The sequence below is a fragment of the Streptomyces sp. NPDC006923 genome (assembly GCF_040635655.1).
Classification (GTDB): domain Bacteria; phylum Actinomycetota; class Actinomycetes; order Streptomycetales; family Streptomycetaceae; genus Streptomyces.
Window position 1 is genome coordinate 341,817 of sequence record NZ_JBEYIF010000006.1, and the last position, 22,626, is coordinate 364,442.

21 protein-coding genes are annotated in these 22,626 nt (G+C 69.0%); 20 read left to right on the top strand and 1 reads right to left on the bottom strand.

Features of this window, described 5'->3' with window-relative positions; translation table 11 throughout:
• The first annotated feature begins 27 nt into the window (after positions 1-27).
• The 20 genes from thrB to ABZ707_RS15010 all read left to right on the top strand — a co-directional run bounded on the left by thrB (position 28) and on the right by ABZ707_RS15010 (position 20,518).
• Positions 28-945 (top strand): homoserine kinase, encoded by a 918-nt coding sequence (gene thrB, locus ABZ707_RS14915; RefSeq protein WP_360173419.1) that lies wholly within the window; start codon positions 28-30, stop codon positions 943-945.
• 385 nt (positions 946-1,330) lie between these two features.
• Complete coding sequence (gene rho / locus ABZ707_RS14920; protein WP_360173422.1) at positions 1,331-3,382, top strand: transcription termination factor Rho; 2,052 nt, start codon at positions 1,331-1,333, stop codon at positions 3,380-3,382.
• 246 nt (positions 3,383-3,628) lie between these two features.
• Positions 3,629-4,723 carry an LCP family protein gene (locus ABZ707_RS14925; RefSeq protein WP_360173425.1) on the top strand — a complete coding sequence of 365 codons (1,095 nt, stop codon included), beginning with the start codon at positions 3,629-3,631 and terminating at the stop codon, positions 4,721-4,723.
• Between the two features lie 138 nt (positions 4,724-4,861).
• Complete coding sequence (gene rpmE / locus ABZ707_RS14930; protein ID WP_129771286.1) at positions 4,862-5,086, top strand: 50S ribosomal protein L31; 225 nt, start codon at positions 4,862-4,864, stop codon at positions 5,084-5,086.
• 97 nt (positions 5,087-5,183) lie between these two features.
• The gene (prfA, locus tag ABZ707_RS14935; protein ID WP_360173430.1) at positions 5,184-6,263 is read left to right on the top strand and encodes a peptide chain release factor 1; all 1,080 of its coding nucleotides are present in this window, start codon (positions 5,184-5,186) and stop codon (positions 6,261-6,263) included.
• A gap of 93 nt (positions 6,264-6,356) precedes the next feature.
• A complete protein-coding gene (gene prmC / locus ABZ707_RS14940) occupies positions 6,357-7,196 on the top strand; it encodes a peptide chain release factor N(5)-glutamine methyltransferase (RefSeq protein WP_360173874.1) in 840 nt (279 codons plus the stop codon).
• 100 nt (positions 7,197-7,296) lie between these two features.
• Positions 7,297-7,944 (top strand): L-threonylcarbamoyladenylate synthase, encoded by a 648-nt coding sequence (locus tag ABZ707_RS14945; protein ID WP_319680951.1) that lies wholly within the window; start codon positions 7,297-7,299, stop codon positions 7,942-7,944.
• On the top strand, positions 7,941-8,585 hold the full coding sequence (locus ABZ707_RS14950) for a protein-tyrosine-phosphatase (protein WP_360173433.1): 645 nt from the start codon (positions 7,941-7,943) through the stop codon (positions 8,583-8,585). The genes ABZ707_RS14945 and ABZ707_RS14950 overlap by 4 nt, the downstream gene beginning before the upstream one ends.
• 436 nt (positions 8,586-9,021) lie before the next feature.
• Complete coding sequence (glyA, locus tag ABZ707_RS14955; RefSeq protein ID WP_360173436.1) at positions 9,022-10,290, top strand: serine hydroxymethyltransferase; 1,269 nt, start codon at positions 9,022-9,024, stop codon at positions 10,288-10,290.
• Between the two features lie 145 nt (positions 10,291-10,435).
• Positions 10,436-11,785: an MraY family glycosyltransferase gene (locus ABZ707_RS14960; RefSeq protein WP_360173440.1), complete on the top strand. Its 1,350-nt coding sequence runs from the start codon at positions 10,436-10,438 to the stop codon at positions 11,783-11,785.
• A 274-nt stretch (positions 11,786-12,059) separates the two neighbouring features.
• Positions 12,060-12,497 carry a hypothetical protein gene (locus tag ABZ707_RS14965; protein ID WP_360173443.1) on the top strand — a complete coding sequence of 146 codons (438 nt, stop codon included), beginning with the start codon at positions 12,060-12,062 and terminating at the stop codon, positions 12,495-12,497.
• 210 nt (positions 12,498-12,707) lie between these two features.
• The gene (gene atpB, locus ABZ707_RS14970; RefSeq protein ID WP_360173877.1) at positions 12,708-13,544 is read left to right on the top strand and encodes a F0F1 ATP synthase subunit A; all 837 of its coding nucleotides are present in this window, start codon (positions 12,708-12,710) and stop codon (positions 13,542-13,544) included.
• A 76-nt stretch (positions 13,545-13,620) separates the two neighbouring features.
• Positions 13,621-13,866 (top strand): F0F1 ATP synthase subunit C, encoded by a 246-nt coding sequence (locus ABZ707_RS14975; protein ID WP_319683520.1) that lies wholly within the window; start codon positions 13,621-13,623, stop codon positions 13,864-13,866.
• Positions 13,867-13,901: 35 nt separating this feature from the next.
• Positions 13,902-14,459, top strand: a complete 558-nt coding sequence (locus ABZ707_RS14980) for a F0F1 ATP synthase subunit B (RefSeq protein WP_360173446.1) — start codon at positions 13,902-13,904, stop codon at positions 14,457-14,459.
• Complete coding sequence (locus ABZ707_RS14985; RefSeq protein WP_360173449.1) at positions 14,456-15,271, top strand: F0F1 ATP synthase subunit delta; 816 nt, start codon at positions 14,456-14,458, stop codon at positions 15,269-15,271. The genes ABZ707_RS14980 and ABZ707_RS14985 overlap by 4 nt, the downstream gene beginning before the upstream one ends.
• 128 nt (positions 15,272-15,399) lie before the next feature.
• On the top strand, positions 15,400-16,995 hold the full coding sequence (gene atpA / locus ABZ707_RS14990; protein ID WP_360173452.1) for a F0F1 ATP synthase subunit alpha: 1,596 nt from the start codon (positions 15,400-15,402) through the stop codon (positions 16,993-16,995).
• A gap of 20 nt (positions 16,996-17,015) precedes the next feature.
• Positions 17,016-17,933: a F0F1 ATP synthase subunit gamma gene (locus ABZ707_RS14995; RefSeq protein WP_360173455.1), complete on the top strand. Its 918-nt coding sequence runs from the start codon at positions 17,016-17,018 to the stop codon at positions 17,931-17,933.
• Positions 17,933-19,387: a F0F1 ATP synthase subunit beta gene (gene atpD, locus ABZ707_RS15000; RefSeq protein ID WP_360173458.1), complete on the top strand. Its 1,455-nt coding sequence runs from the start codon at positions 17,933-17,935 to the stop codon at positions 19,385-19,387. The genes ABZ707_RS14995 and atpD overlap by 1 nt, the downstream gene beginning before the upstream one ends.
• Before the next feature lie 123 nt (positions 19,388-19,510).
• A complete protein-coding gene (locus tag ABZ707_RS15005) occupies positions 19,511-19,885 on the top strand; it encodes a F0F1 ATP synthase subunit epsilon (protein WP_319683527.1) in 375 nt (124 codons plus the stop codon).
• Positions 19,886-20,071: 186 nt separating this feature from the next.
• A complete protein-coding gene (locus ABZ707_RS15010) occupies positions 20,072-20,518 on the top strand; it encodes a DUF2550 domain-containing protein (protein WP_360173460.1) in 447 nt (148 codons plus the stop codon).
• 150 nt (positions 20,519-20,668) lie between these two features.
• On the opposite strand, the gene ABZ707_RS15015 is transcribed toward ABZ707_RS15010, so the two are convergent.
• Positions 20,669-22,435 carry a glycoside hydrolase family 18 chitinase gene (locus ABZ707_RS15015; RefSeq protein ID WP_360173879.1) on the bottom strand — a complete coding sequence of 589 codons (1,767 nt, stop codon included), beginning with the start codon at positions 22,433-22,435 and terminating at the stop codon, positions 20,669-20,671.
• Positions 22,436-22,626: the final 191 nt, after the last annotated feature.

Genomic DNA, 22,626 nt, shown 5'->3' on the forward strand with positions numbered 1-22,626 from the left:
GCAGGCACAAGGAGAGTCGTCAGAGCGATGGCCGGTCCCGCGTTCCGCGCCGCCGCCGTACGGGTGCGCACCCCCGCCACCAGCGCCAATCTCGGTCCTGGCTTCGACGCCTTCGGCCTGTCGCTGGGGCTCTACGACGACGTGGTCGTCCGCGTCGCCGACTCCGGCCTGCACGTCGACATCGCGGGTGAGGGCGCGGAGTCGCTTCCCCGTGACGAAAGTCATCTGCTCGTACGTTCCCTGCGCACGGCGTTCGACCTGCTCGGCGGCCAGCCGCGCGGCCTTGAGGTCGTCTGCGCCAACCGCATTCCGCACGGCCGCGGTCTCGGCTCCTCCTCGGCGGCCATCTGCGCCGGAATCGTCGCCGCGCGCGCCGTGACCATAGGCGGAGACGCCAGGCTCGACGACGCGGCCATGCTGGAGCTGGCCACCGAGATCGAGGGCCACCCGGACAATGTCGCCGCCTGCCTGCTCGGCGGCTTCACACTGGCCTGGCTGGACGGCGGAGCGGCGCGCGCCATCAGGATGGAGCCGGCCGAGTCCGTCGTTCCGGTGGTTTTCGTCCCCGGCAGCCCCGTGCTCACGGAGACCGCCCGCGGACTGCTGCCGCGTACCGTCCCCCATGTGGACGCGGCCGTCAACGCCGGCCGTGCCGCCCTGCTCGTGGAGGCGCTGACCAGGCGCCCCGAGCTGCTGCTCGCGGCCACCGAGGACCGGCTCCACCAGGACTACCGGACCCCGGCGATGCCGCAGAGCATCGCCCTGGTCAACCGACTGCGCGCGGACGGCGTCCCCGCGGTCATCTCCGGTGCGGGGCCCACGGTGCTCGCACTGGCCGAGGACGGTGCGGCCGACAAGGTCGCACGACTGGCGGGCGAGGGATGGGCGGCCAACAGGCTCGCCCTCGACGCCGCGGGTGCGAGTGTTCTGCCGCTCGGCTCGTAGTGACAGGAGATTGCCGGTGCGTGAGAGGGGGAATGTTTGTTGGAGCCGGTAGTGTTAACCTCAAGTCTGCAACCGACGTCTTTGTGGCGCGGTGCTTCGTGTCCCGATTCGGGGCCAACTTCTTCCGGGAGCCTCCCCAACTGCCTGAGCAGCCTGCCTGAGCAGTTTTGAGCACGCACCGGAACCGGCACGACACCCCCCGTTTTTCCCAGCGGTGGGCCGAGCAGGGGGATCTCGGGCCGGACCCATTGCACGTATGCATGTTTCTCCGCCATATCCGGCGGGACCACCGCCCCGGCACGGTCCACAAGATGGGACCGCCGTCGGACAGCACAACCGGTCGCCGAGCCAGAAGGCCGACGTCCGCTCCAGGGAAGGACCCTTCGTGAGCGACACCACCGATCTGATGGGCGTGACTGCCGACAACAGTGTCGACGCCACCGCGCCCGCCGCAGGTGCTGCCACCGGCACCACCGCACGGCGCCGCCGCTCCGGCACCGGCCTTGACGGCATGGTCCTGGCCGAGCTCCAGCAGGTCGCGTCCGGCCTCGGCATCAGGGGCACCGCACGGATGCGCAAGAGCCAGTTGATCGAGGTCATCAAGGAGACGCAGGCAGGGGCCTCGTCCGCGCCCAAGGGCGCCGCGGCCGACGGCGTCGAGACCAAGCCGAAGCGCCGCGCGACCTCCAAGGCCCGTACGGGTGACACGGTCGCCGCCGCGGAGAAGGCCGACAGGGCCGAGCAGGCCGTGGCCTCGCAGCAGATCGAGATCCCCGGCCAGCCGGCCAGCGACGACCAGCCGGTGGGCGAGCGCCGCCGTCGCAGGGCCACCGCGCAGGCGGGCAGCCCGGAGACCCAGACGGACACCAGGACCGAGGCCCCGGCCGACGTCAAGGTCGAGGCCCAGCCCGACAGCAGGGCCGAGGCCGCCGTCTCCGCGTCCGGCGCGGGCTCCGCCCAGACCGACACCGACGGACGGCGCGGCGAGCGCCAGGACCGCGGCCAGCGCGGTGACCGTGACCGCGGTGACCGCCGCGACCGGCAGCGCGACCGCCGCGGCAAGAGCGACGAGCAGCAGGGCGGCCAGGGCGGCCAGCCGCAGGGCGGCGGCCAGCGCCAGCAGCGTGACAACCGCGGTGGCGGCGCCCAGAGCGCCCCCCAGAACACCGGCCCCCAGGACGACTTCGACGACGAGGCGGGCGGCCGGCGCGGCCGTCGCGGACGCTACCGCGACCGCCGCGGGCGCCGTGGCCGCGACGAGTTCGGTCCCGGCGAGCCGCAGGTCGCCGACGACGATGTGCTGATCCCCGTCGCGGGCATCCTCGACATCCTCGACAACTACGCGTTCATCAGGACCTCCGGCTACCTGCCGGGCCCGAACGACGTGTACGTCTCGCTCGCCCAGGTCCGCAAGAACGGCCTGCGCAAGGGCGACCACGTCACCGGCGCCGTGCGCCAGCCCAAGGAGGGCGAGCGCCGCGAGAAGTTCAACGCGCTGGTCCGCCTCGACTCCGTCAACGGCATGGCGCCCGAAACGGGCCGCGGCCGCCCGGAGTTCCAGAAGCTGACCCCGCTGTACCCGCAGGACCGGCTCCGGCTGGAGACCGACCCGGGTGTGCTGACGACGCGGATCATCGACCTCGTCGCACCGATCGGCAAGGGCCAGCGCGGTCTGATCGTGGCCCCGCCGAAGACCGGTAAGACCATGATCCTCCAGGCCATCGCCAACGCGATCACGGTCAACAGCCCCGAGTGCCACCTGATGGTCGTCCTCGTCGACGAGCGGCCCGAAGAGGTCACCGACATGCAGCGCTCGGTCAAGGGCGAGGTCATCTCCTCGACCTTCGACCGTCCCGCCGAGGACCACACCACCGTCGCCGAACTGGCCATCGAGCGCGCCAAGCGCCTGGTCGAGCTGGGTCACGACGTGGTCGTCCTGCTGGACTCCATCACCCGTCTGGGCCGCGCGTACAACCTCGCGGCGCCCGCCTCGGGACGCATCCTGTCCGGTGGTGTCGACTCGACCGCGCTCTACCCGCCGAAGCGCTTCTTCGGTGCCGCGCGCAACATCGAGGACGGCGGTTCGCTGACCATCCTGGCCACCGCGCTGGTCGAGACCGGCTCGCGCATGGACGAGGTGATCTTCGAGGAGTTCAAGGGCACCGGCAACATGGAGCTCAAGCTCGACCGGAAGCTCTCGGACAAGCGCATCTTCCCGGCGGTGGACGTGGACGCGTCCAGCACCCGTAAGGAAGAGATCCTGCTCGGCAGCGACGAGCTCGCCGTCGTCTGGAAGCTGCGCCGGGTGCTGCACGCGCTCGACCAGCAGCAGGCGATCGAGCTGCTGCTGGACAAGATGAAGCAGACGAAGTCGAACGCCGAGTTCCTGCTGCAGATCCAGAAGACCACCCCCGGCCCCGGCAACGGCAACGACTGACCCGGGCCGCCGTCTTCCGGGATCCGCCCCGTCGCTCCGGCGACGGGGCGGATTTCTGTGTCCGGCCGGGCTCCCCGGGCGCCCGCGCCGCCCGCTCCCAGCGCGGAACGCGGCGCTCTGTGAAACGCTTCTTGGGTCTTTACCGCCGATGCCGGCGTGCGTCACACCGACACCGGCGGCCGGGCGGAACGGCCTGATCGCCACGGAAGGAGGCAGTGGGACCGGTACCACGGACAGAGGGAGACCATGTCGGACCGGAGCAGCAGCCGAATACCCGGCCGGGGCGGACGCCCCGAGGCGCCCCGCAAGCGCCGTCGCGCGATGAGCGTGGCCGCCTGGTCCACCGCCGCCGTGATCCTCGTCGGCGGATCCGGACTCGGGTATGTGTACGCGAGGCTCAACGGCAACATCATGGGCATCGACATCAACGGGCGGCTCGGCGGCGACCGCCCCGCCGACATCGACAACGGCTCCGAGGACATCCTGGTCCTCGGCTCGGACTCCCGGGCCGGAGCGAACCGCGAGTACGGCCGCGCCAGCGGTGCCCGCTCGGACACGGCCATGATCATCCATGTCTACAAGGGCCACAAAAAGGCCAGTATCGTCTCGATACCGCGCGACACCCTGATCGACCGCCCCGCCTGCACCGACCGCAAGGGCAGGCCCGTCCCCGCCGAGCCGTTCGCGATGTTCAACTCGGCGTACGAGGTCGGCGGCCCCGTCTGCGCGGTGAAGACCGTCGAGAAGATGTCCGGCGTGCGCATGGACCACTATCTGGAGGTCGACTTCACCGGCTTCAAGAAACTGGTCGACGAACTCGGCGGCGTCAAGATCACCACCACCCGGCCCATCGACGACAGCAAGAGCCATCTGCGGCTGCCCGCCGGCACCCACACCCTCGACGGGGAGCAGGCCCTCGGCCTGGTCAGGACCCGCAAGAGCCTCGGCGACGGCAGCGACCTGGGCCGTATCGAACTCCAGCAGGCCTTTGTCAAAGCGCTGATCACGCAGGTCAGGAGCGTCGACCTGTACACCAGTCCCAAGAAGCTGTACGACCTCGCCGACACCGCCACCCGCGCGATCACCACGGACTCCGAGCTGGACTCCGTCAACAAACTGGTCGGATTCGCCGACGGCCTCAAGCACCTCACCGGCCGCGACGTCACGATGATCACGCTCCCGGTGCGCTACGACCCCGCCGACCCGAACAGGGTGCTGCCCATCCCGTCCGGCACCCGGCAGGTCTGGACGGCCCTGCGCCAGGACAGGCCGATACCCCCCTCCGCCACCAAGGACTCCGCGGCCGGCAAGGAGGACACCCATATCGTCAAGGGCGGCTGAGGGGCGCACGGAATACTTCCGCCCGCACCCCGGTTTTGGGAGATACGGCCGGTCCTGGCAGACTGGTACGTCGGCCCCGGTTCACGTACGAGCAATCCGCGCGTACGACCCGGCGCCCTCCCGAAACTAGGAGCCACCTTGAAGCGCGACATCCACCCCGCGTACGTCGAGACCCAGGTCAGCTGCACCTGCGGTGCGTCGTTCACCACCCGGAGCACCATCGAGAGCGGCACCATCCGTGCCGACCTCTGCTCCGAGTGCCACCCGTTCTACACGGGCAAGCAGAAGATCCTCGACACCGGTGGCCGTGTGGCCCGCTTCGAGGCCCGCTTCGGCAAGGGCGCCGCCTCCGCCAAGAAGTAGCGAGCAGTCCGCGCCGGTCCTCGGTGCCCCTCCCCGGGGCGTCGAGACCGGCGCTTTGGCGTCCCGAAGCACCTTCGCAACAACCCAGGAGCCACCGATGTTCGAGGCGGTCGAGGAACTGATCGGCGAGCATGCCGATCTGGAGAAGAAGCTCGCCGACCCGTCGGTCCACGCGGACCAGGCGAACGCGCGCAAGCTCAACAAGCGATACGCCGAGCTGACCCCGATCGTCGGCACGTACCGCTCCTGGAAGCAGACCGGCGACGACATCGGGACCGCGCGCGAGTTCGCCGCCGACGACCCGGACTTCGCCGCCGAGGTCAAGGTGCTGGAGAAGCAGCGCGAGGACCTCACCGAGAAGCTGCGCCTGCTGCTCGTACCGCGCGACCCCAGCGACGACAAGGACGTCATCCTGGAGGTCAAGGCGGGCGCGGGCGGCGACGAGTCCGCGCTGTTCGCCGGGGACCTGCTGCGCATGTATCTGCGCTACGCGGAGCGCGTCGGCTGGAAGACCGAGATCATCGACGCCACCGAGTCCGAGCTGGGCGGCTACAAGGACGTCCAGGTCGCGGTGAAGACCAAGGGCGGCAACGGCGCCACGGAGCCGGGACAGGGCGTCTGGGCGCGGCTCAAGTACGAGGGCGGAGTGCACCGCGTGCAGCGGGTGCCCGCCACCGAGTCGCAGGGCCGTATCCACACCTCCGCCGCCGGAGTCCTGGTGACGCCCGAGGCGGAGGAGATCGAGGTCGAGATCAACCCCAACGACCTGCGCATCGACGTCTACCGCTCCTCGGGACCCGGTGGCCAGTCCGTCAACACGACCGACTCCGCCGTCCGCATCACCCACCTGCCGACCGGTGTCGTCGCCTCCTGCCAGAACGAGAAGAGCCAGCTCCAGAACAAGGAGCAGGCCATGCGTATCCTGCGCTCGCGGCTGCTCGCGGCAGCCCAGGAGGAGGCGGAGCGGGAAGCCGCCGACGCCCGGCGCAGCCAGGTCCGCACCGTCGACAGGTCCGAGAAGATCCGGACGTACAACTTCCCGGAAAACCGGATCTCGGACCACCGCGTCGGTTTCAAGGCGTACAACTTGGACCAGGTCCTCGACGGCGATCTGGACGCCGTCATCCAGGCCTGCGTCGACGCCGATTCCGCGGCGAAGCTCGCCGCCGCCCAGTAACCACTCTCGCAGTCCGGAGGAACCAGCGTGCAGCCACTTTCTGGGGGCCACAGCGACCCTCAGCGGCTCCGCCGCGGGCCCGTCCCCCGCAGCCTGCTGCTCGCCGAGGTGGCCCAGGCCACCCAGCGGCTCGCCGACGCGGGCGTGCCCTCACCGCGCTTCGACGCGGAGGAGCTCGCCGCCTATGTGCACGGCGTCAAGCGGGGAGAGCTGCACAACGTCAAGGACGCCGACTTCGACGCCCGCTACTGGGAGGCCGTGGCCCGGCGCGAGGCCCGCGAGCCGCTCCAGCACATCACCGGACGTGCCTTCTTCCGCTATCTGGAACTCCAGGTCGGCCCGGGAGTCTTCGTACCGCGTCCGGAGACCGAGTCGGTCGTCGGCTGGGCCATAGACGCCGTGCGCGCCATGGACGTCGTCGAACCGCTCATCGTGGACCTGTGCTCCGGCTCCGGCGCCATCGCCCTCGCCATGGCCCAGGAGGTGCCGCGCTCCCGCGTGCACGCCGTGGAGCTGTCCGAGGACGCCCTCACCTGGACGCGGAAGAACGCCGACGGGTCCCGGGTCACCGTGCACCGCGGCGACGCCCTGACGGCCCTTCCCGAGCTCAACGGCCAGGCCGACCTGGTCATCTCCAACCCGCCGTACATCCCGCTGACCGAATGGGAGTACGTCGCCCCCGAGGCCCGTGACCACGATCCGGAGATGGCTCTCTTCTCCGGCGAGGACGGCCTCGACACCATCCGCGGCATCGAACGCACAGCGCACCGGCTGCTGCGCCCCGGCGGCCTGGTCGTCGTCGAGCACGCGGACACCCAGGGCGGGCAGGTGCCCTGGATCTTCAGCGAGGAGTCCGGCTGGGTGGACGCCGCCGACCACCCCGACCTCAACAAGCGCCCGCGCTTCGCGACGGCCCGCAAGGCCACCCTGTGACCGCCCCCGCCGTCCCCTCCGCCCCGGCAGCCCGCACCGCCGCCGAGGCGACCACCGCCCCGGCGGCGAACCACGTACAAGAAATCTGGAGGGCCGGCTGATGGCACGGCGATACGACTGCAACGACGCGACCGATCGTTCGACGGGTCTGCGTGAGGCCGCGTCGGCCGTACGCCGTGGTGAGCTGGTCGTGCTGCCCACCGACACCGTCTACGGGATCGGCGCCGACGCCTTCACCTCCGAGGCCGTCGCCGACCTGCTGGAGGCCAAGGGCCGCGGACGCAATATGCCCACCCCTGTCCTGATCGGCTCCCCGAACACCCTGCACGGCCTTGTCACCGACTTCTCCGAGCAGGCCTGGGAACTCGTCGACGCCTTCTGGCCCGGCGCCCTCACCCTGGTCGCCAGGCACCAGCCGTCCCTCCAGTGGGACCTCGGCGACACCCGGGGCACCGTCGCCATCCGTATGCCGCTGCACCCCGTCGCCATCGAGCTGCTCACCGAGGTCGGCCCGATGGCCGTCTCCAGCGCCAACCTCACGGGACACCCGGCCCCCGAGGACTGCGACGCCGCCCAGGAAATGCTCGGGGACTCCGTCTCCGTCTACCTCGACGGCGGGCCCACGCCCGGCATCGTGCCCTCCTCGATCGTCGACGTCACCGGCAAGGTCCCGGTACTGCTGCGGGCCGGCGCCCTCGACGCGGAGGAGCTCCGCAAGGTCGTACCCGACCTCGAGGTGGCCAATTGACCGCCCCTGAGGGGCGTGGCATAGCGGAGACCGCACACACCGGCCAAACGTTCCGCATCCTCCACGTCAGTACCGGCAATGTCTGCCGCTCGCCCATCACCGAGCGGCTCACCCGGCATGCCCTGACCGTCCGCCTCGGCGAGCGGCTCACCGACGGCCTGATCGTGGAGAGCGCGGGCACCTGGGGCCACGAAGGCGCGGCCATGGAGGCGAACGCGGCAGCCGTACTCGCCGACTTCGGCGCCGACGCGTCCGGCTTCGTCGGCCGCGAACTGCTCGACGAACACGTCATCCGCGCCGACCTGGTGCTCACCGCGACCCGCGACCACCGTGCCCAGGTGATCTCCATGGGCCACTCGGCGGGCCTGCGCACCTTCACCCTCAAGGAGTTCACCCGGCTGGTACGGGCCATAGACCCGGCGACCCTGCCGGACCCGCTGGACGAGGGCGTGGTCGAACGCGCCCGCGCCCTGGTCCGGGCCGCCGCGGCACTGCGCGGCTGGCTGCTGGCCCCGACCGCCGAGGCGGACGAGGTCTACGACCCGTACGGCGCCCCCATCACGTTCTTCCGCTCGGTGGGCGACGAGATCCACCAGGCGCTGGACCCGGTGGTGACGGCCCTCACCGGCGTAAGCACATAATTTTTTGGGGTTTGGTATTACCCCTTTTTTTTGGGCTCGGTTCGCCTCCGGGCGCTTTGTGCCACGGTCGACCGTGCTCGATTCGCTCGTTCCTCGCGAACCTCCGCGCGCTCTCCCTTACGACAGCGGCGCGCCCTTCGGCTCACGCACCCCTTTTTTCGGGGGCTCGGTTCGCCTCCGGGCGCTTTGTGCCACTGTCGACGGTCGACCGTGCTCGATTCGCTCGTTCCTCGCGAACCTCCGCGCGCTCTCCCTTACGACAGCGGCGCGCCCTTCGGCTCACTCGCCGGCGGTCGGCAGGGGCCGGAGGTCACCGTCAGGGGGGGCGGCGGGGGCGTCTGGCACTCGACCGCGCCCCCGCGCGCTCCGCGCGCCGCTTGGCTCTCCGACCTACATTGGATGACAAGACACCCGCTTCCCAGGCCCGGAGACAGCGATGCCGGTCGTCACCGAAACCTCAGCCGCGCCCTACGCACTGGAGCCCGACGCCCTGCTCCGGCAGGATCCCGAGATGGCCGAGGTCATCCTCGGTGAGGTGCGCCGGCAGTCCGACAGCCTTCAGCTCATCGCCGCGGAGAACTTCAACTCGCCCGCCGTCCTCGCCGCCCTCGGCTCCCCCCTGGCCAACAAGTACGCCGAGGGCTACCCCGGCGGCCGTCACCACGGCGGCTGCGAGCTGGTCGACGCCGCCGAGCGGATCGCCGTCGACCGGGCGAAGGCTCTGTTCGGCGCCGAGCACGCCAATGTGCAGCCGCACTCCGGCTCCTCCGCCGTGCTCGCCGCGTACGCCGCGCTGCTGCGGCCCGGTGACACGGTGCTCGCCATGGGCCTGCCGTACGGCGGCCATCTCACCCATGGCGCGCGGGTCAACTTCTCCGGGCGCTGGTTCGACTTCGTCGGCTACGGCGTCGACGAGGCGACCGGCCTGATCGACTACGCGCAGGTGCGGAGCCTGGCCCGCACGCACCGGCCCAAGGCCATCGTCTGCGGCTCGATCTCGTATCCCCGGCACATCGACTACGGCGCGTTCCGGGAGATCGCCGACGAGACCGGCGCCTATCTGATCGCCGACGCCGCCCACCCGATCGGCCTGGTCGCCGGGGGAGCGGCGCCCAATCCGGTGCCGTACGCGGACGTGGTGTGTGCGACAACACACAAGGTGCTGCGCGGGCCCCGCGGCGGGATGATCCTCTGCGGCGCCGAGTACGCCGAGCGCGTCGACCGCGCGGTGTTCCCGTTCACCCAGGGCGGCGCGCAGATGAACGCCGTCGCCGCCAAGGCCGTGGCCTTCGGCGAGGCGGCCGGGCCGGACTTCACCGCGTACGCGCACCAGGTCGTCTCCAACGCGCGGATGCTCGCCGAGGCGCTGGCCGCGGAGGGCTGTCTGATCACCACGGACGGTACGGACACCCATCTGATCACCGCCGATCCCTCGCCGCTCGGTGTGGACGCCAGGACGGCTCGTGGCCGGCTCGCGGCGGCGGGCATCGTGCTGGACACCTGTGGGCTGCCGTACGCCGGCGCGCGGGGAGTGCGTCTCGGCACGGCCGCCGTGACCACTCAGGGCATGGGAGAGGCGCAAATGGCGAGGATCGCGACGCTGATGACCTCGGCGCTGCACGAGGGCGGCAGAAAGGCTCCTGCGGTCCGCGGCGAGGTGCGGGAGCTGGTGGAGCGTTTTCCGCCGTATGGGACGCTTTCCTGACTGAGACGCACGGCGGCGGGAATCCGTGCAACCATCTCGCTCGTCCCTCTGTCCTGGCTCATATGGCGACTCGGTATCCAACGGTGGGTCCGGCGCGGGCTAGTGTGTGGGGCTGAGATGGCCAGCGATTCCTGTGGGGCAGCCCGTGCGTGATTACCTGCTGACGCTCTGTGTGACGGCGGCGGTGACCTATCTGCTGACCGGCCCGGTGCGGAAGTTCGCCATCGCGACCGGAGCGATGCCGGAGATCCGTGCTCGCGATGTTCACCGCGAGCCCACGCCGAGGCTCGGCGGCATCGCCATGTTCTTCGGGCTGTGCGCGGGACTGCTCGTCGCCGACAACCTCCAGAACCTCAACGGGGTCTTCGAGCTGTCGAACGAGCCGCGCGCGCTGCTCTCCGGCGCCGCCCTGATCTGGCTGATCGGTGTGCTGGACGACAAGTTCGAGATCGACGCGCTGATCAAGCTCGGCGCCCAGATGATCGCCGCCGGTGTGATGGTGATGCAGGGTCTGACGATCCTGTGGATCCCGGTCCCCGGTGTCGGTACGGTCTCACTGACCTCCTGGCAGGGCACCCTGCTCACGGTCGCGCTGGTGGTGATCACCATCAACGCGGTCAACTTCGTGGACGGTCTGGACGGCCTCGCGGCCGGCATGGTCTGCATCGCCGCCGCGGCGTTCTTCCTCTACACGTACCGGATCTGGTACGGGTACGGCATCGAGGCCGCCGCCCCGGCCACGCTCTTCGCCGCGATCCTGATGGGTATGTGCGTGGGTTTCCTGCCGCACAACATGCACCCCGCGCGGATCTTCATGGGCGACTCGGGATCGATGCTGATCGGCCTGGTGCTCGCCACGGCCGCGATCTCGGTGACGGGCCAGGTCGACCCCGACGCCCTGAAGATCTTCGAGGGCTCCACCCGCAAGGCCACGCACGCGGCGCTGCCCGTGTTCATCCCGCTGCTGCTGCCGCTGACGATCATCGCGATCCCGGTGGCGGACCTGGTGCTCGCGATCGTGCGCAGGACCTGGAACGGCCAGTCGCCGTTCGCCGCCGACCGCGGCCATCTCCACCACCGCTTGATGGAGATCGGGCATTCGCACAGCAGGTCCGTCCTGATCATGTATTTCTGGTCGGCGCTGATCGCGTTCGGTGTGGTCGCGTACTCGGTGCACTCGGCGTCGATGTGGATCGTGCTGATCGTCGTCGGACTCAGCGCCGTCGGGCTGGTGCTTCTGCTGCTGCCGCGCTTCACCCCGCGGATTCCGCGCTGGGCCGAGTCGTTCGTGCCGCCGCGCTACCGGCGTCGCAGGCAGTCGCGGGGCGCTTACGGAGAGGCCGCGTCCGCACAGACCGATGAGTCACACGAGCCCCAGCAGCCCCAGGGGGTTCCCGTTGAGCGCACGCCTGTTCCCGCCGGCGTCAACGGGGCGACGGCGCTCGGCGCTCGTTCGCGTTTTCCCGACCGCCGGAAGGCCGGTTCGAGGAACTGATTGTCAGAGCAATCCACTCATTGAGGCCCAATACCAGACACGAGTTAGTGTTGTCTTGCACACGCGCGCGGGGTAACCCTCACGTGTGACAGTCAGCACACCCCCATGGTAAAGACCTCATCAAATAGTTTGTGATACTGTTCACGAGACCCGGCGACAGAGCCGAAGGACCGTAGTGCGACGGTTCGTTGGCCCGAGAAACCTTCTCTCGGACCGGGCCTACGCTCGTCCATGACGACACCATCTGCCCCACCCAGTCAGCGGAGCTGCCGCCATGCCGTCCAACGACGTCCGGAACCTCCTTCACGCCGCCGTGCCCACTGCTGCCGCCGGCGCGATCGCCGCCGTGGTCAGCGGTGTGGTCGCGGGCGGCAAGGGAGCTCTGGGAGCCGCCGTCGGTGCGCTGGTGGTCATGCTCTTCATGGGCATCGGGTTCGTGGTGCTCCAGCGAACGGCGCGATCGCTCCCGCAGTTGTTCCAGGCGATGGGGCTGATGCTCTACACCGCCCAGCTGTTGCTGCTCTTCATTTTCGTGGCCCTGTTCAAGGACACCACGCTGTTCCATCCGAAAGCCTTCGCCATCACGCTCGTTGCGGCGACCCTCGTCTGGATCGCCGCTCAGACGCGCGCTCATATGAAGGCCAAGATCCTCTACGTCGAACCCGAGTCCTCGAAGGCCGGTACGGCCGAGAAGACGGGGTCTTCGACGTGAGGAGTAGGGCCGGGATAAGTAGGCGTTCGAGATCCTGCTATCGTCCGGTGCCAACTGCGGCATTGCGGACGCGGGCATCCGAGCTGACGCCTGTCCTCACGCGAGGCTCAACGCCCGGCCGCCGTCCCCACATCCGTCACACCAGTCCAGTGCCGAACCGCGGCCGTGCGCCGCGCCGACACAACGAGGTTGCCGTACCTATGCGCCATGCTGAAGGAGCCCGCGGTGAGTGCTGACCCGACGCAGGTGCTCGCCTTCGAGACCGACTGTCACATCTTCGACGGGTGTGGCTTCCCGGCACCCGGCCTGCACTCGTTCCTGTTCGAGCCGTTGTTGGGCAATCCGGACAGCAACGTGTATTTCAACAAGCCGATGCTGCTGGCCCTGCTTGGCTCGATCATCGTCGTGGGCTTCTTCTGGGCCGCTTTCCGGAAGCCGAAGGTGGTCCCGGGCAAGCTCCAGACGGTCGCCGAGTTCGGCTACGACTTCGTCCGGCGCGGCATCGTCTACGAGACGATCGGCAAGCGCGAGGGCGAGAAGTATGTCCCGCTGGTGGTCTCGCTGTTCTTCTTCGTCTGGATGATGAACCTCTGGTCGATCGTCCCGGTCGCCCAGTTCCCGGTGACGTCGATCATCGCGTACCCGGCGGTACTGGCGGCGATCGTCTATGTGCTCTGGGTCAGCCTGACCTTCAAGCGGCACGGCTTCGTCGGTGCCTTCAAGAACTTCACCGGTTACGACAAGACGCTGGGCCCCGTCCTGCCGCTGGCCATGACGATCGAGTTCTTCTCGAACCTCGTCGTCCGGCCCTTCACCCACGCGGTGCGACTCTTCGCGAACATGTTCGCGGGCCACACACTGCTGCTGCTGTTCACGCTGGCGAGCTGGTACCTGCTGAACGGCATCGGAATCGCGTACGCCGGTGTTTCGTTTGTGATGGTCATCGTGATGACCGCCTTCGAGCTCTTCATCCAGGCCCTTCAGGCGTATGTGTTCGTACTCCTGACCTGCACCTTCATCCAGGGCGCGCTCGCCGAGCACCACTGATCGCTCCCCGCTCCAGACCCCCAAGTCGTCCGGTGGCCAACCCCCACCGGTCCGTGAAAGAGAAGGAAGTTCCGGCATGTCCGCTGTCTCGAACCTCGCCGCTGTCACCGGTGACCTCAAGGCTCTCGGCTCCATCGGCTACGGTCTCGCCGCGATCGGTCCCGGCGTCGGCGTCGGCATCATCTTCGGTAACGGCACCCAGGCCCTGGCCCGGCAGCCCGAGGCCGCCGGTCTGATCCGCGCCAACCAGATCCTCGGTTTCGCCTTCTGTGAGGCGCTCGCCCTCATCGGTCTGGTCATGCCGTTCGTCTACGGCTCGTGATCACACGCCCAGCTCACTAGACGAAAGGCACTGATGTGAACCCCATGGTTCAGCTCGCGGCGGAGGCGGAGTTGGAAAACCCGCTCATCCCGCCGATCCCCGAGCTTGTCATCGGCCTGCTCGCCTTCGTCATCGTCTTCGGCTTCCTTGCCAAGAAGCTCCTCCCGAACATCAACAAGGTTCTGGACGAGCGTCGCGAGGCCATCGAGGGCGGTATCGAGAAGGCCGACGCCGCCAAGACCGAGGCCGAGAGCGTCCTTGAGCAGTACAAGGCCCAGCTCGCCGAGGCCCGTCACGAGGCCGCCCGGCTCCGCCAGGAGGCGACCGAGCAGGGCACCGCGATCATCCAGGAGATGAAGGCGGAAGGCCAGCGGCAGCGCGAAGAGATCATCGCCGCCGGTCACGCGCAGATCGAGGCGGACCGCAAGGCCGCGGCGAGCGCGCTGCGCAGGGACGTGGGCAAGCTCGCCACCGACCTGGCCGGCAAGCTGGTCGGTGAGTCCCTTGAGGACCACGCCCGCCAGAGCCGCACCGTCGACCGCTTCCTCGACGAGCTTGAGGACGGCGCTTCGAAGGCCGAGGCCACGCGATGAACGGTGCGAGCCGCGAGGCACTGGCCGCCGCGCGTGAGCGTCTCGACGCGCTGACCGACAGTCCCTCGGTCGACGCGGCGAAGCTCGCCGACGAGCTGGCCGCCGTGACCGCGCTGCTCCACCGTGAGGTGTCGTTGCGCCGGGTCCTGACCGACCCGGCGCAGCCCGGCGAGGCCAAGGCCGGCCTGGCCCGGCGGCTGCTGAGCGGCCAGGTGGGCGAGGCTGCCGCGGACCTGGTGTCCGGCATGGTGCGGTCCCGCTGGTCCCAGCCGCGCGACCTGGTCGACTCGGTGGAGGAGCTGTCCGCCCTCGCCGAGCTGACCGCCGCGCAGCAGTCCGGCGCGCTCGACAACGTCGAGGACGAGCTGTTCCGGTTCGGCCGGATCGTCGAGTCCAGCACCGAGCTGCGGGCCGCGCTGACGGACCGGTCGGCTACGGTCACCGCCAAGACGGCCCTGGTGCAGAGCCTGCTCGGCGGCCGGGCCAATCCGGCCACGGAACGCCTTGTAGCACGTCTTGTGACACAGCCCCGGGGACGTAGCCTGGAAGCGGGTCTGGGGACCCTGTCCCGGCTCGCCGCGGCGCGCAGGGACCGCATGGTCGCCGTCGTGACCTCGGCGGTGCCGCTCACCGACGGACAGAAGCAGCGCCTCGGCGCCGCGCTGGCGAAGCTGTACGGCCGCCCCATGCATCTGAACCTGGACGTGGACCCCGAGGTCCTCGGCGGGATCTCGGTGCGGGTCGGCGACGAGGTCATCAACGGCACGGTCGCGGCCCGCCTCGAAGAGGCGGAACGGCGGCTCGCCGGCTGACGGCCGGCGACAGAACAGAGCAAGAACAGCGGCCCGGTTGGGCCGTGCAGAAACTGCAGAAGATTCCTGGGGTCGCCCCCAGACCCCCAAAGAAACTTCGGGCCCAACAAGGAGAGCAGGGAACCCAGATGGCGGAGCTCACGATCCGGCCGGAGGAGATCCGGGACGCGCTGGAGAACTTTGTCCAGTCGTACAAGCCGGACGCGGCCTCGCGCGAGGAGGTCGGTACGGTCAGCGTGGCCGGCGACGGTATCGCCAAGATCGAGGGTCTGCCCTCGGCCATGGCGAACGAGCTGCTGAAGTTCGAGGACGGCACCCTCGGTCTCGCCCTCAACCTCGAGGAGCGCGAGATCGGTTCGATCATCCTCGGCGAGTTCAGCGGTATCGAGGAGGGGCAGTCGGTCACCCGTACCGGCGAGGTCCTCTCCGTCGCGGTTGGCGAGGGCTACCTGGGTCGCGTGGTCGACCCGCTCGGCAACCCGATCGACGGCCTCGGTGAGATCGAGACCGAAGGACGCCGTGCCCTGGAACTCCAGGCCCCCGGTGTCATGATCCGTAAGTCGGTCCACGAGCCGATGCAGACCGGCTACAAGGCTGTCGACGCCATGGTGCCGATCGGCCGCGGCCAGCGTCAGCTGATCATCGGCGACCGTCAGACCGGCAAGACCGCTCTGGCCGTCGACACGATCATCAACCAGCGTGACAACTGGCGCACGGGCGACACCAACAAGCAGGTCCGCTGCATCTACGTCGCCATCGGTCAGAAGGGCTCCACCATCGCGTCCGTGCGCGGTGCGCTGGAGGAGGCGGGTGCGCTCGAGTACACGACGATCGTCGCCGCTCCCGCGTCCGACCCGGCCGGCTTCAAGTACCTGGCGCCGTACACCGGCTCGGCCATCGGCCAGCACTGGATGTACCAGGGCAAGCACGTCCTGATCATCTTCGACGACCTCTCGAAGCAGGCCGACGCCTACCGCGCCGTGTCCCTGCTGCTGCGCCGTCCGCCGGGCCGTGAGGCCTACCCGGGCGACGTCTTCTACCTGCACTCGCGTCTCCTGGAGCGCTGCGCCAAGCTCTCCGACGACCTGGGCGCCGGTTCGATGACGGGTCTCCCGATCGTCGAGACGAAGGCCAACGACGTGTCGGCGTTCATCCCGACCAACGTCATCTCCATCACCGACGGCCAGTGCTTCCTGGAGTCCGACCTGTTCAACGCCGGCCAGCGTCCGGCTCTGAACGTCGGTATCTCGGTCTCCCGAGTCGGTGGCTCCGCCCAGCACAAGGCCATGCGGCAGGTCTCGGGCCGGCTCCGGGTGGACCTCGCCCAGTACCGCGAGCTGGAGGCGTTCGCCTCCTTCGGCTCCGACCTGGACGCGGCCTCCAAGGCATCCCTGGAGCGCGGCAAGCGCATGGTCGAGCTGCTGAAGCAGCCGCAGTACTCGCCGTACCCGGTGGAGGAGCAGGTCGTCTCCATCTGGGCCGGCACCACCGGCAAGATGGACGACGTCCCGGTCGCCGACATCCGCCGCTTCGAGACCGAGCTGCTGGAGTACCTGCGCCGCGAGCGCAAGGAACTCCTCACCAGCATCGCCGAGGGCGGCAAGATGTCCGACGACACGGTGCAGGCCATCGGTGATTCCATCGCGGCCTTCAAGCAGCAGTTCGAGACCTCGGACGGCAAGCTCCTGGGCGACGACACGCCGGCCGCCAACGTCTCCAAGTGACGACGGAAGGGACCTGACTCATGGGAGCCCAGCTCCGGGTCTACAAGCGTCGCATCCGATCCGTCACCGCGACCAAGAAGATCACCAAGGCGATGGAGATGATCGCCGCCTCGCGCATCGTCAAGGCGCAGCGCCAGGTGGCGGCCTCCACGCCGTACGCGACCGAGCTGACCCGCGCGGTCACCGCGGTGGCGACGGGATCGACGACCAAGCACCCGCTGACCACCGAGGCGGAGTCCCCGGTCCGCGCCGCGGTTCTGCTCATCACGAGCGACCGCGGTCTGGCCGGCGGCTACTCCTCCAACGCCATCAAGGCGGCGGACCAGCTCACCGAGCGGCTCCGCGGTGAGGGCAAGGAGGTCGACTCGTACATCGTCGGCCGCAAGGGTGTCTCCTACTACGGCTTCCGCGAGCGCAAGATCGCGGAGTCGTGGACCGGCTTCACCGACAACCCGACGTACGCGGACGCCAAGAAGGTCGCGGCGCCGCTGATCGAGGCCGTCCAGCAGGACACGGCCGAGGGCGGCGTGGACGAGCTCCACATCGTCTTCACCGAGTTCGTCTCGATGCTGACGCAGACGCCGGTCCAGAACCGGCTGCTGCCGCTCAGCCTTGAGCAGGCGGCCGAGGAGTCCGGCACGAAGGGCGAGATCCTTCCGCTGTTCGACTTCGAGCCGTCGGCGGAGGACGTCCTCGACGCCCTGCTGCCGCGGTACGTCGAGAGCCGTATCTACAACGCGCTGTTGCAGGCCGCCGCCTCCAAGCACGCCGCCACCAGGCGCGCGATGAAGTCGGCGACCGACAACGCCGGGGAGCTCATCAAGAGCCTCTCCCGGCTTGCCAACGCGGCCCGCCAGGCCGAAATTACCCAGGAAATCAGCGAGATCGTCGGAGGCGCCAGCGCCCTGGCCGACGCGACCGCGGGGAGTGAAAAATAATGACGACCACAGTTGAGGCGGCCACCCCGGGAAGCACGGCCACGGGCCGTGTCGCCCGGGTCATCGGCCCGGTCGTCGACGTGGAGTTCCCCGTCGACGCGATGCCGGACATCTACAACGCGCTGCACGTCGAGGTCTCCGACCCGGCCGAGGCGGGCAAGAAGAAGACGCTGACCCTGGAGGTCGCCCAGCACCTGGGTGACGGTGTGGTCCGCGCGATCTCGATGCAGCCCACCGACGGTCTGGTCCGCCAGGCCCCGGTGACCAACACGGGCAACGGAATCACCGTTCCCGTCGGCGACGTCACCAAGGGCAAGGTCTTCAACACGCTCGGTCAGATCCTGAACGAGCCGGAGGCCGAGTCGCAGATCACTGAGCGCTGGCCGATCCACCGCAAGGCTCCGGCCTTCGACCAGCTCGAGTCCAAGACCGAGATGTTCGAGACCGGCCTGAAGGTCGTCGACCTGCTGACCCCGTACGTCAAGGGCGGCAAGATCGGTCTGTTCGGTGGTGCGGGCGTCGGCAAGACCGTCCTCATCCAGGAAATGATCATGCGTGTGGCGAACCTGCACGATGGTGTTTCCGTGTTCGCCGGTGTCGGTGAGCGCACCCGTGAGGGCAACGACCTCATCGACGAGATGACCGAGTCGGGCGTCCTGGACAAGACCGCGCTGGTCTTCGGTCAGATGGACGAGCCGCCGGGCACCCGTCTGCGGGTCGCGCTGTCGGCCCTGACCATGGCGGAGTACTTCCGCGATGTGCAGAAGCAGGACGTGCTGCTCTTCATCGACAACATCTTCCGCTTCACCCAGGCCGGTTCCGAGGTCTCCACGCTGCTCGGCCGTATGCCGTCCGCGGTGGGTTACCAGCCGACCCTGGCGGACGAGATGGGTGTGCTCCAGGAGCGCATCACCTCGACCCGCGGTCACTCGATCACCTCGATGCAGGCGATCTACGTGCCGGCCGACGACCTGACCGACCCGGCCCCGGCCACGACCTTCGCGCACCTCGACGCGACGACCGTGCTGTCGCGTCCGATCTCGGAGAAGGGCATCTACCCGGCGGTGGACCCGCTGGACTCGACGTCCCGCATCCTGGACCCGCGGTACATCTCGCAGGACCACTACGACGCGGCCAGCCGCGTCAAGGGAATCCTCCAGAAGTACAAGGACCTCCAGGACATCATCGCGATCCTCGGTATCGACGAGCTGGGCGAGGAGGACAAGCTCGTTGTCCACCGTGCCCGTCGTGTCGAGCGCTTCCTGTCGCAGAACACCCACGCCGCCAAGCAGTTCACCGGTGTGGACGGTTCGGACGTGCCGCTCGACGAGTCGATCACCGCGTTCAACGCGATCTGTGACGGGGAGTACGACCACTTCCCGGAGCAGGCGTTCTTCATGTGCGGTGGCATTGAGGACCTCAAGGCCAACGCCAAGGAGCTCGGCGTCTCCTGAACCGGTCCGGTTCATGGAGGGGGGCGGGTTTGTCCCGCCCCCCTCCGACGCTCTCATCGACACCCCATAGAATTAAGCCCAACACCCGGCTGAACGGCCGGGTGGTGACCCGAGGAGCCACCCTTGGCTGCTGAGCTGCATGTCGAGCTGGTCGCCGCCGACCGTAGTGTCTGGTCCGGCGAGGCCACCCTGGTCGTCGCGCGCACCGCGTCCGGCGACATCGGCGTCATGCCCGGTCACCAGCCGCTGCTCGGTGTGCTGGAGTCGGGCCCGGTGACCATTCGTACGAGTGATGGTGAAACGGTCGTGGCCGCTGTGCACGGCGGTTTCATCTCGTTCGCCGACAACAAGCTTTCGCTGCTGGCGGAGATCGCCGAGCTGGCGGATGAGATCGACGCCCAGCGCGCGGAGCGTGCGCTGGAACGTGCGCGGTCGGGTGACGACGCCGCCGCCGAGCGGCGCGCCGACGTCCGTATGCGTGCGGTGGCGGTGCGCTAGCGCATCGCCCAAAGGTGTGATGGCTGTGTGCCCGGCTTGACGGCCGGGGCCCGGGGTTTGTCCCCCGGGAAGGGCACAGCACCCTCAGCCGCGGCCCTGGCTGGACTCTCCAGACCGGGTCGCGGCTGAGGCAATGCGGGTGCGGTTCCTGTTCCGGTACTGGATGAGGCGAGGAGGTCGGTGTTGATGATCCTCGCTCTGCTCGTGTGCGGACTGGTCGTCGTACTGGTTGCGGTGGGGCTCTTCGTCTTCGGTCTGCGCCGGCGGCTGATCCAGCGTTCCGGCGGGACGTTCGACTGCAGTCTGCGCTGGAACGTGCCGGAGGAGACCGATCTCTCGGGCAAGGGCTGGGTGTACGGCGTCGCCCGCTACAACAGCGACCGGATCAACTGGTTCCGGGTCTTCTCCTACGCCCCGCGCCCGCGCCGCACCCTGGAGCGATCCGCCATCGAGGTGTTGTCGCGTCGCGCGCCCCAGGGCGAGGAGGAGCTGGCGCTGCTCTCCGACGCGGTCATTCTCGGCTGCGCGCACCGCGGCATCCGCCTTGAGCTGGCGATGAGCGACGACGCGCTGACCGGCTTTCTCGCCTGGCTGGAGGCGGCCCCGCCCGGACAGCGCGTCAATGTGGCCTGAGCGGCGGGCAGGACGGCCCGCGCGGTAAACATGATGAAGGGGGCGGCGCTCGGGCGCCGCCCCCTTCACCTGTCTCTTCACCTGTCTCTCCGGCCGGTTCCCGACCGGGTCTCCCGGCCGGCCGTGCCGGTGCCTACGCGCGCCTGACGGTTACGCGAGCCCGCTGTTGATCGCGGTCACCAGTTCGCCGTTGGCGGTGTCACCGGTGAAGTCCCAGAAGAAGGCGCCTCCCAGGCCCTGCTGCTTCGCCCAGCTCATCTTGCCCGCGATGGTGGCCGGGGTGTCGTAGCTCCACCAGTTGGTGCCGCAGTGGGCGTACGCCGTACCGGCGACCGTGCCGGTGGCCGGGCAGGTGTTCTTGAGGACCTTGTAGTCCTCGATGCCCGCCTCGTAGGTGCCGGGAGCGGCGCCGGTCGCGGTGCCGCCCGGCGCGGACTGTGTCACACCGGTCCAGCCGCGGCCGTAGAAGCCGATGCCGAGCAGCAGCTTGTTCGCCGGTACGCCCTGCGCCTTGAACTTGGCTATCGCCTCGGCGGAGTTGAAGCCCGCCTGCGGGATGCCCGGGTACGAGGTGAGCGGGGAGTGCGGGGCCGTCGGGCCCTGCGCGGCGAAGGCGCCGAAGAAGTCGTACGTCATGACGTTGAACCAGTTCATGTACTGGGCGGCGCCCGCGTAGTCGACCGCGTCGATCTTGCCGCCGGCCGAGGCGTCCGCCGTGACGGCGGCCGTGACCAGGTTGTTGGCGCCGAACTTCGCCCGCATGGCCTGCATCATGTTCTTGAACGAAGCGGCGCCGCTGGTGTCACAGGACAGACCACACGCGTTCGGGTACTCCCAGTCCAGGTCGATGCCGTCGAAGACGTCGGCCCAGCGGGGGTCCTCCACCAGGTCGTAACAGGACTGGGCGAAGGCCGTCGGGTTCTTCACGGCGTCGGGGAAGCCGCCGGACCAGGTCCAGCCGCCGAAGGACCAGAGGACCTTGATGTTCGGGTACTGGGCCTTGAGCTTGCGGAGCTGGTTGAAGTTTCCGCGCAGCGGCTGGTCCCAGGTGTCGGCGACGCCGTCGACGGCCTGGTCGGCGGTGTACGCCTTGTCGGTCGCCGCGTAGGCGTCACCCATGGCGCACTTGCCGCCGGTGACATTGCCGAACGAGTAGTTGATGTGTGTGATCTTGGCCGCGGAACCGGAGGTCACCAGGTTCTTGACGTGGTAGTTCCGGTCGTAGACGCCCCACTCGGTGAAGTAGCCGAGCTTGACCTTGCTGCTGGGGCCGGGGTCGGTGCCGCCGCCGCCCGTGGTGCGGACCGCGCGGGCGCCGCTGACCGGGCCGGTCTGGTCGGCCGTGTCCCGCGCCTGGATCGTGTACGAGTAGTCGGTGCCCGCGGTGAGACCGGTGTTGGTGTACGTCGTACCGGTGACCGTGGCGATCTTCGAGCCGCCGCGCAGGACGTCGTAGTTCTTGATGCCCTTGTCGTCCGTCGCCGCGGACCAGCTCAGCCTGACCGAGGTGTTGGTGATGTCGCTGGCGGTCGGAGTGCCGGGAGCGGACGGCGGGTTGTCGCCGGGGACGCTGGGGCCGCCGTCGCACGAGGCGCCGTTGAGCTTGCAGCCGGAGGGGGCTCCGCCGCCGGCGCCGTTGAAGCCGAAGCTCACCGAGGCGCCCGGAGCGAGCGTCCCGTTCCACGACTTGTTCTTGGCGGTCCAGTGGTTGGCGGAGCCGGTGATGTCGGCGTCCCAGCCCGAGGTGACGGAGGTACCGGAGGGGAAGTCCCACTCCACGGTCCAGGAGCTGAGGCTGGTGGTGCCGGTGTTCTTCACCGTCCACTTGCCCTCGAAGCCCGAGCCCCAGTCGGACGTCTTGGCGTAGGTGGCCGTGGCCGAGGTCGCGGCCTCGGCGGGGGAGGCCAGCCCGACCATGGCGGCCAGCGGCAGCAGCAGCGCGGTGAGGCCCGCGACGGTTCTGGATCTGAAGCGGAATCTGTGGATGGCGGATTGCGTGTTCAAGCGTGCTCCTCAGGTGAGTACCGGACAATTCGGGGGTGGTCCGTGACTGCTCACCCTGCGACGGCTCACCGCAGTGTGTGCGGTGAGAGTAGGAAGGTCTGGAC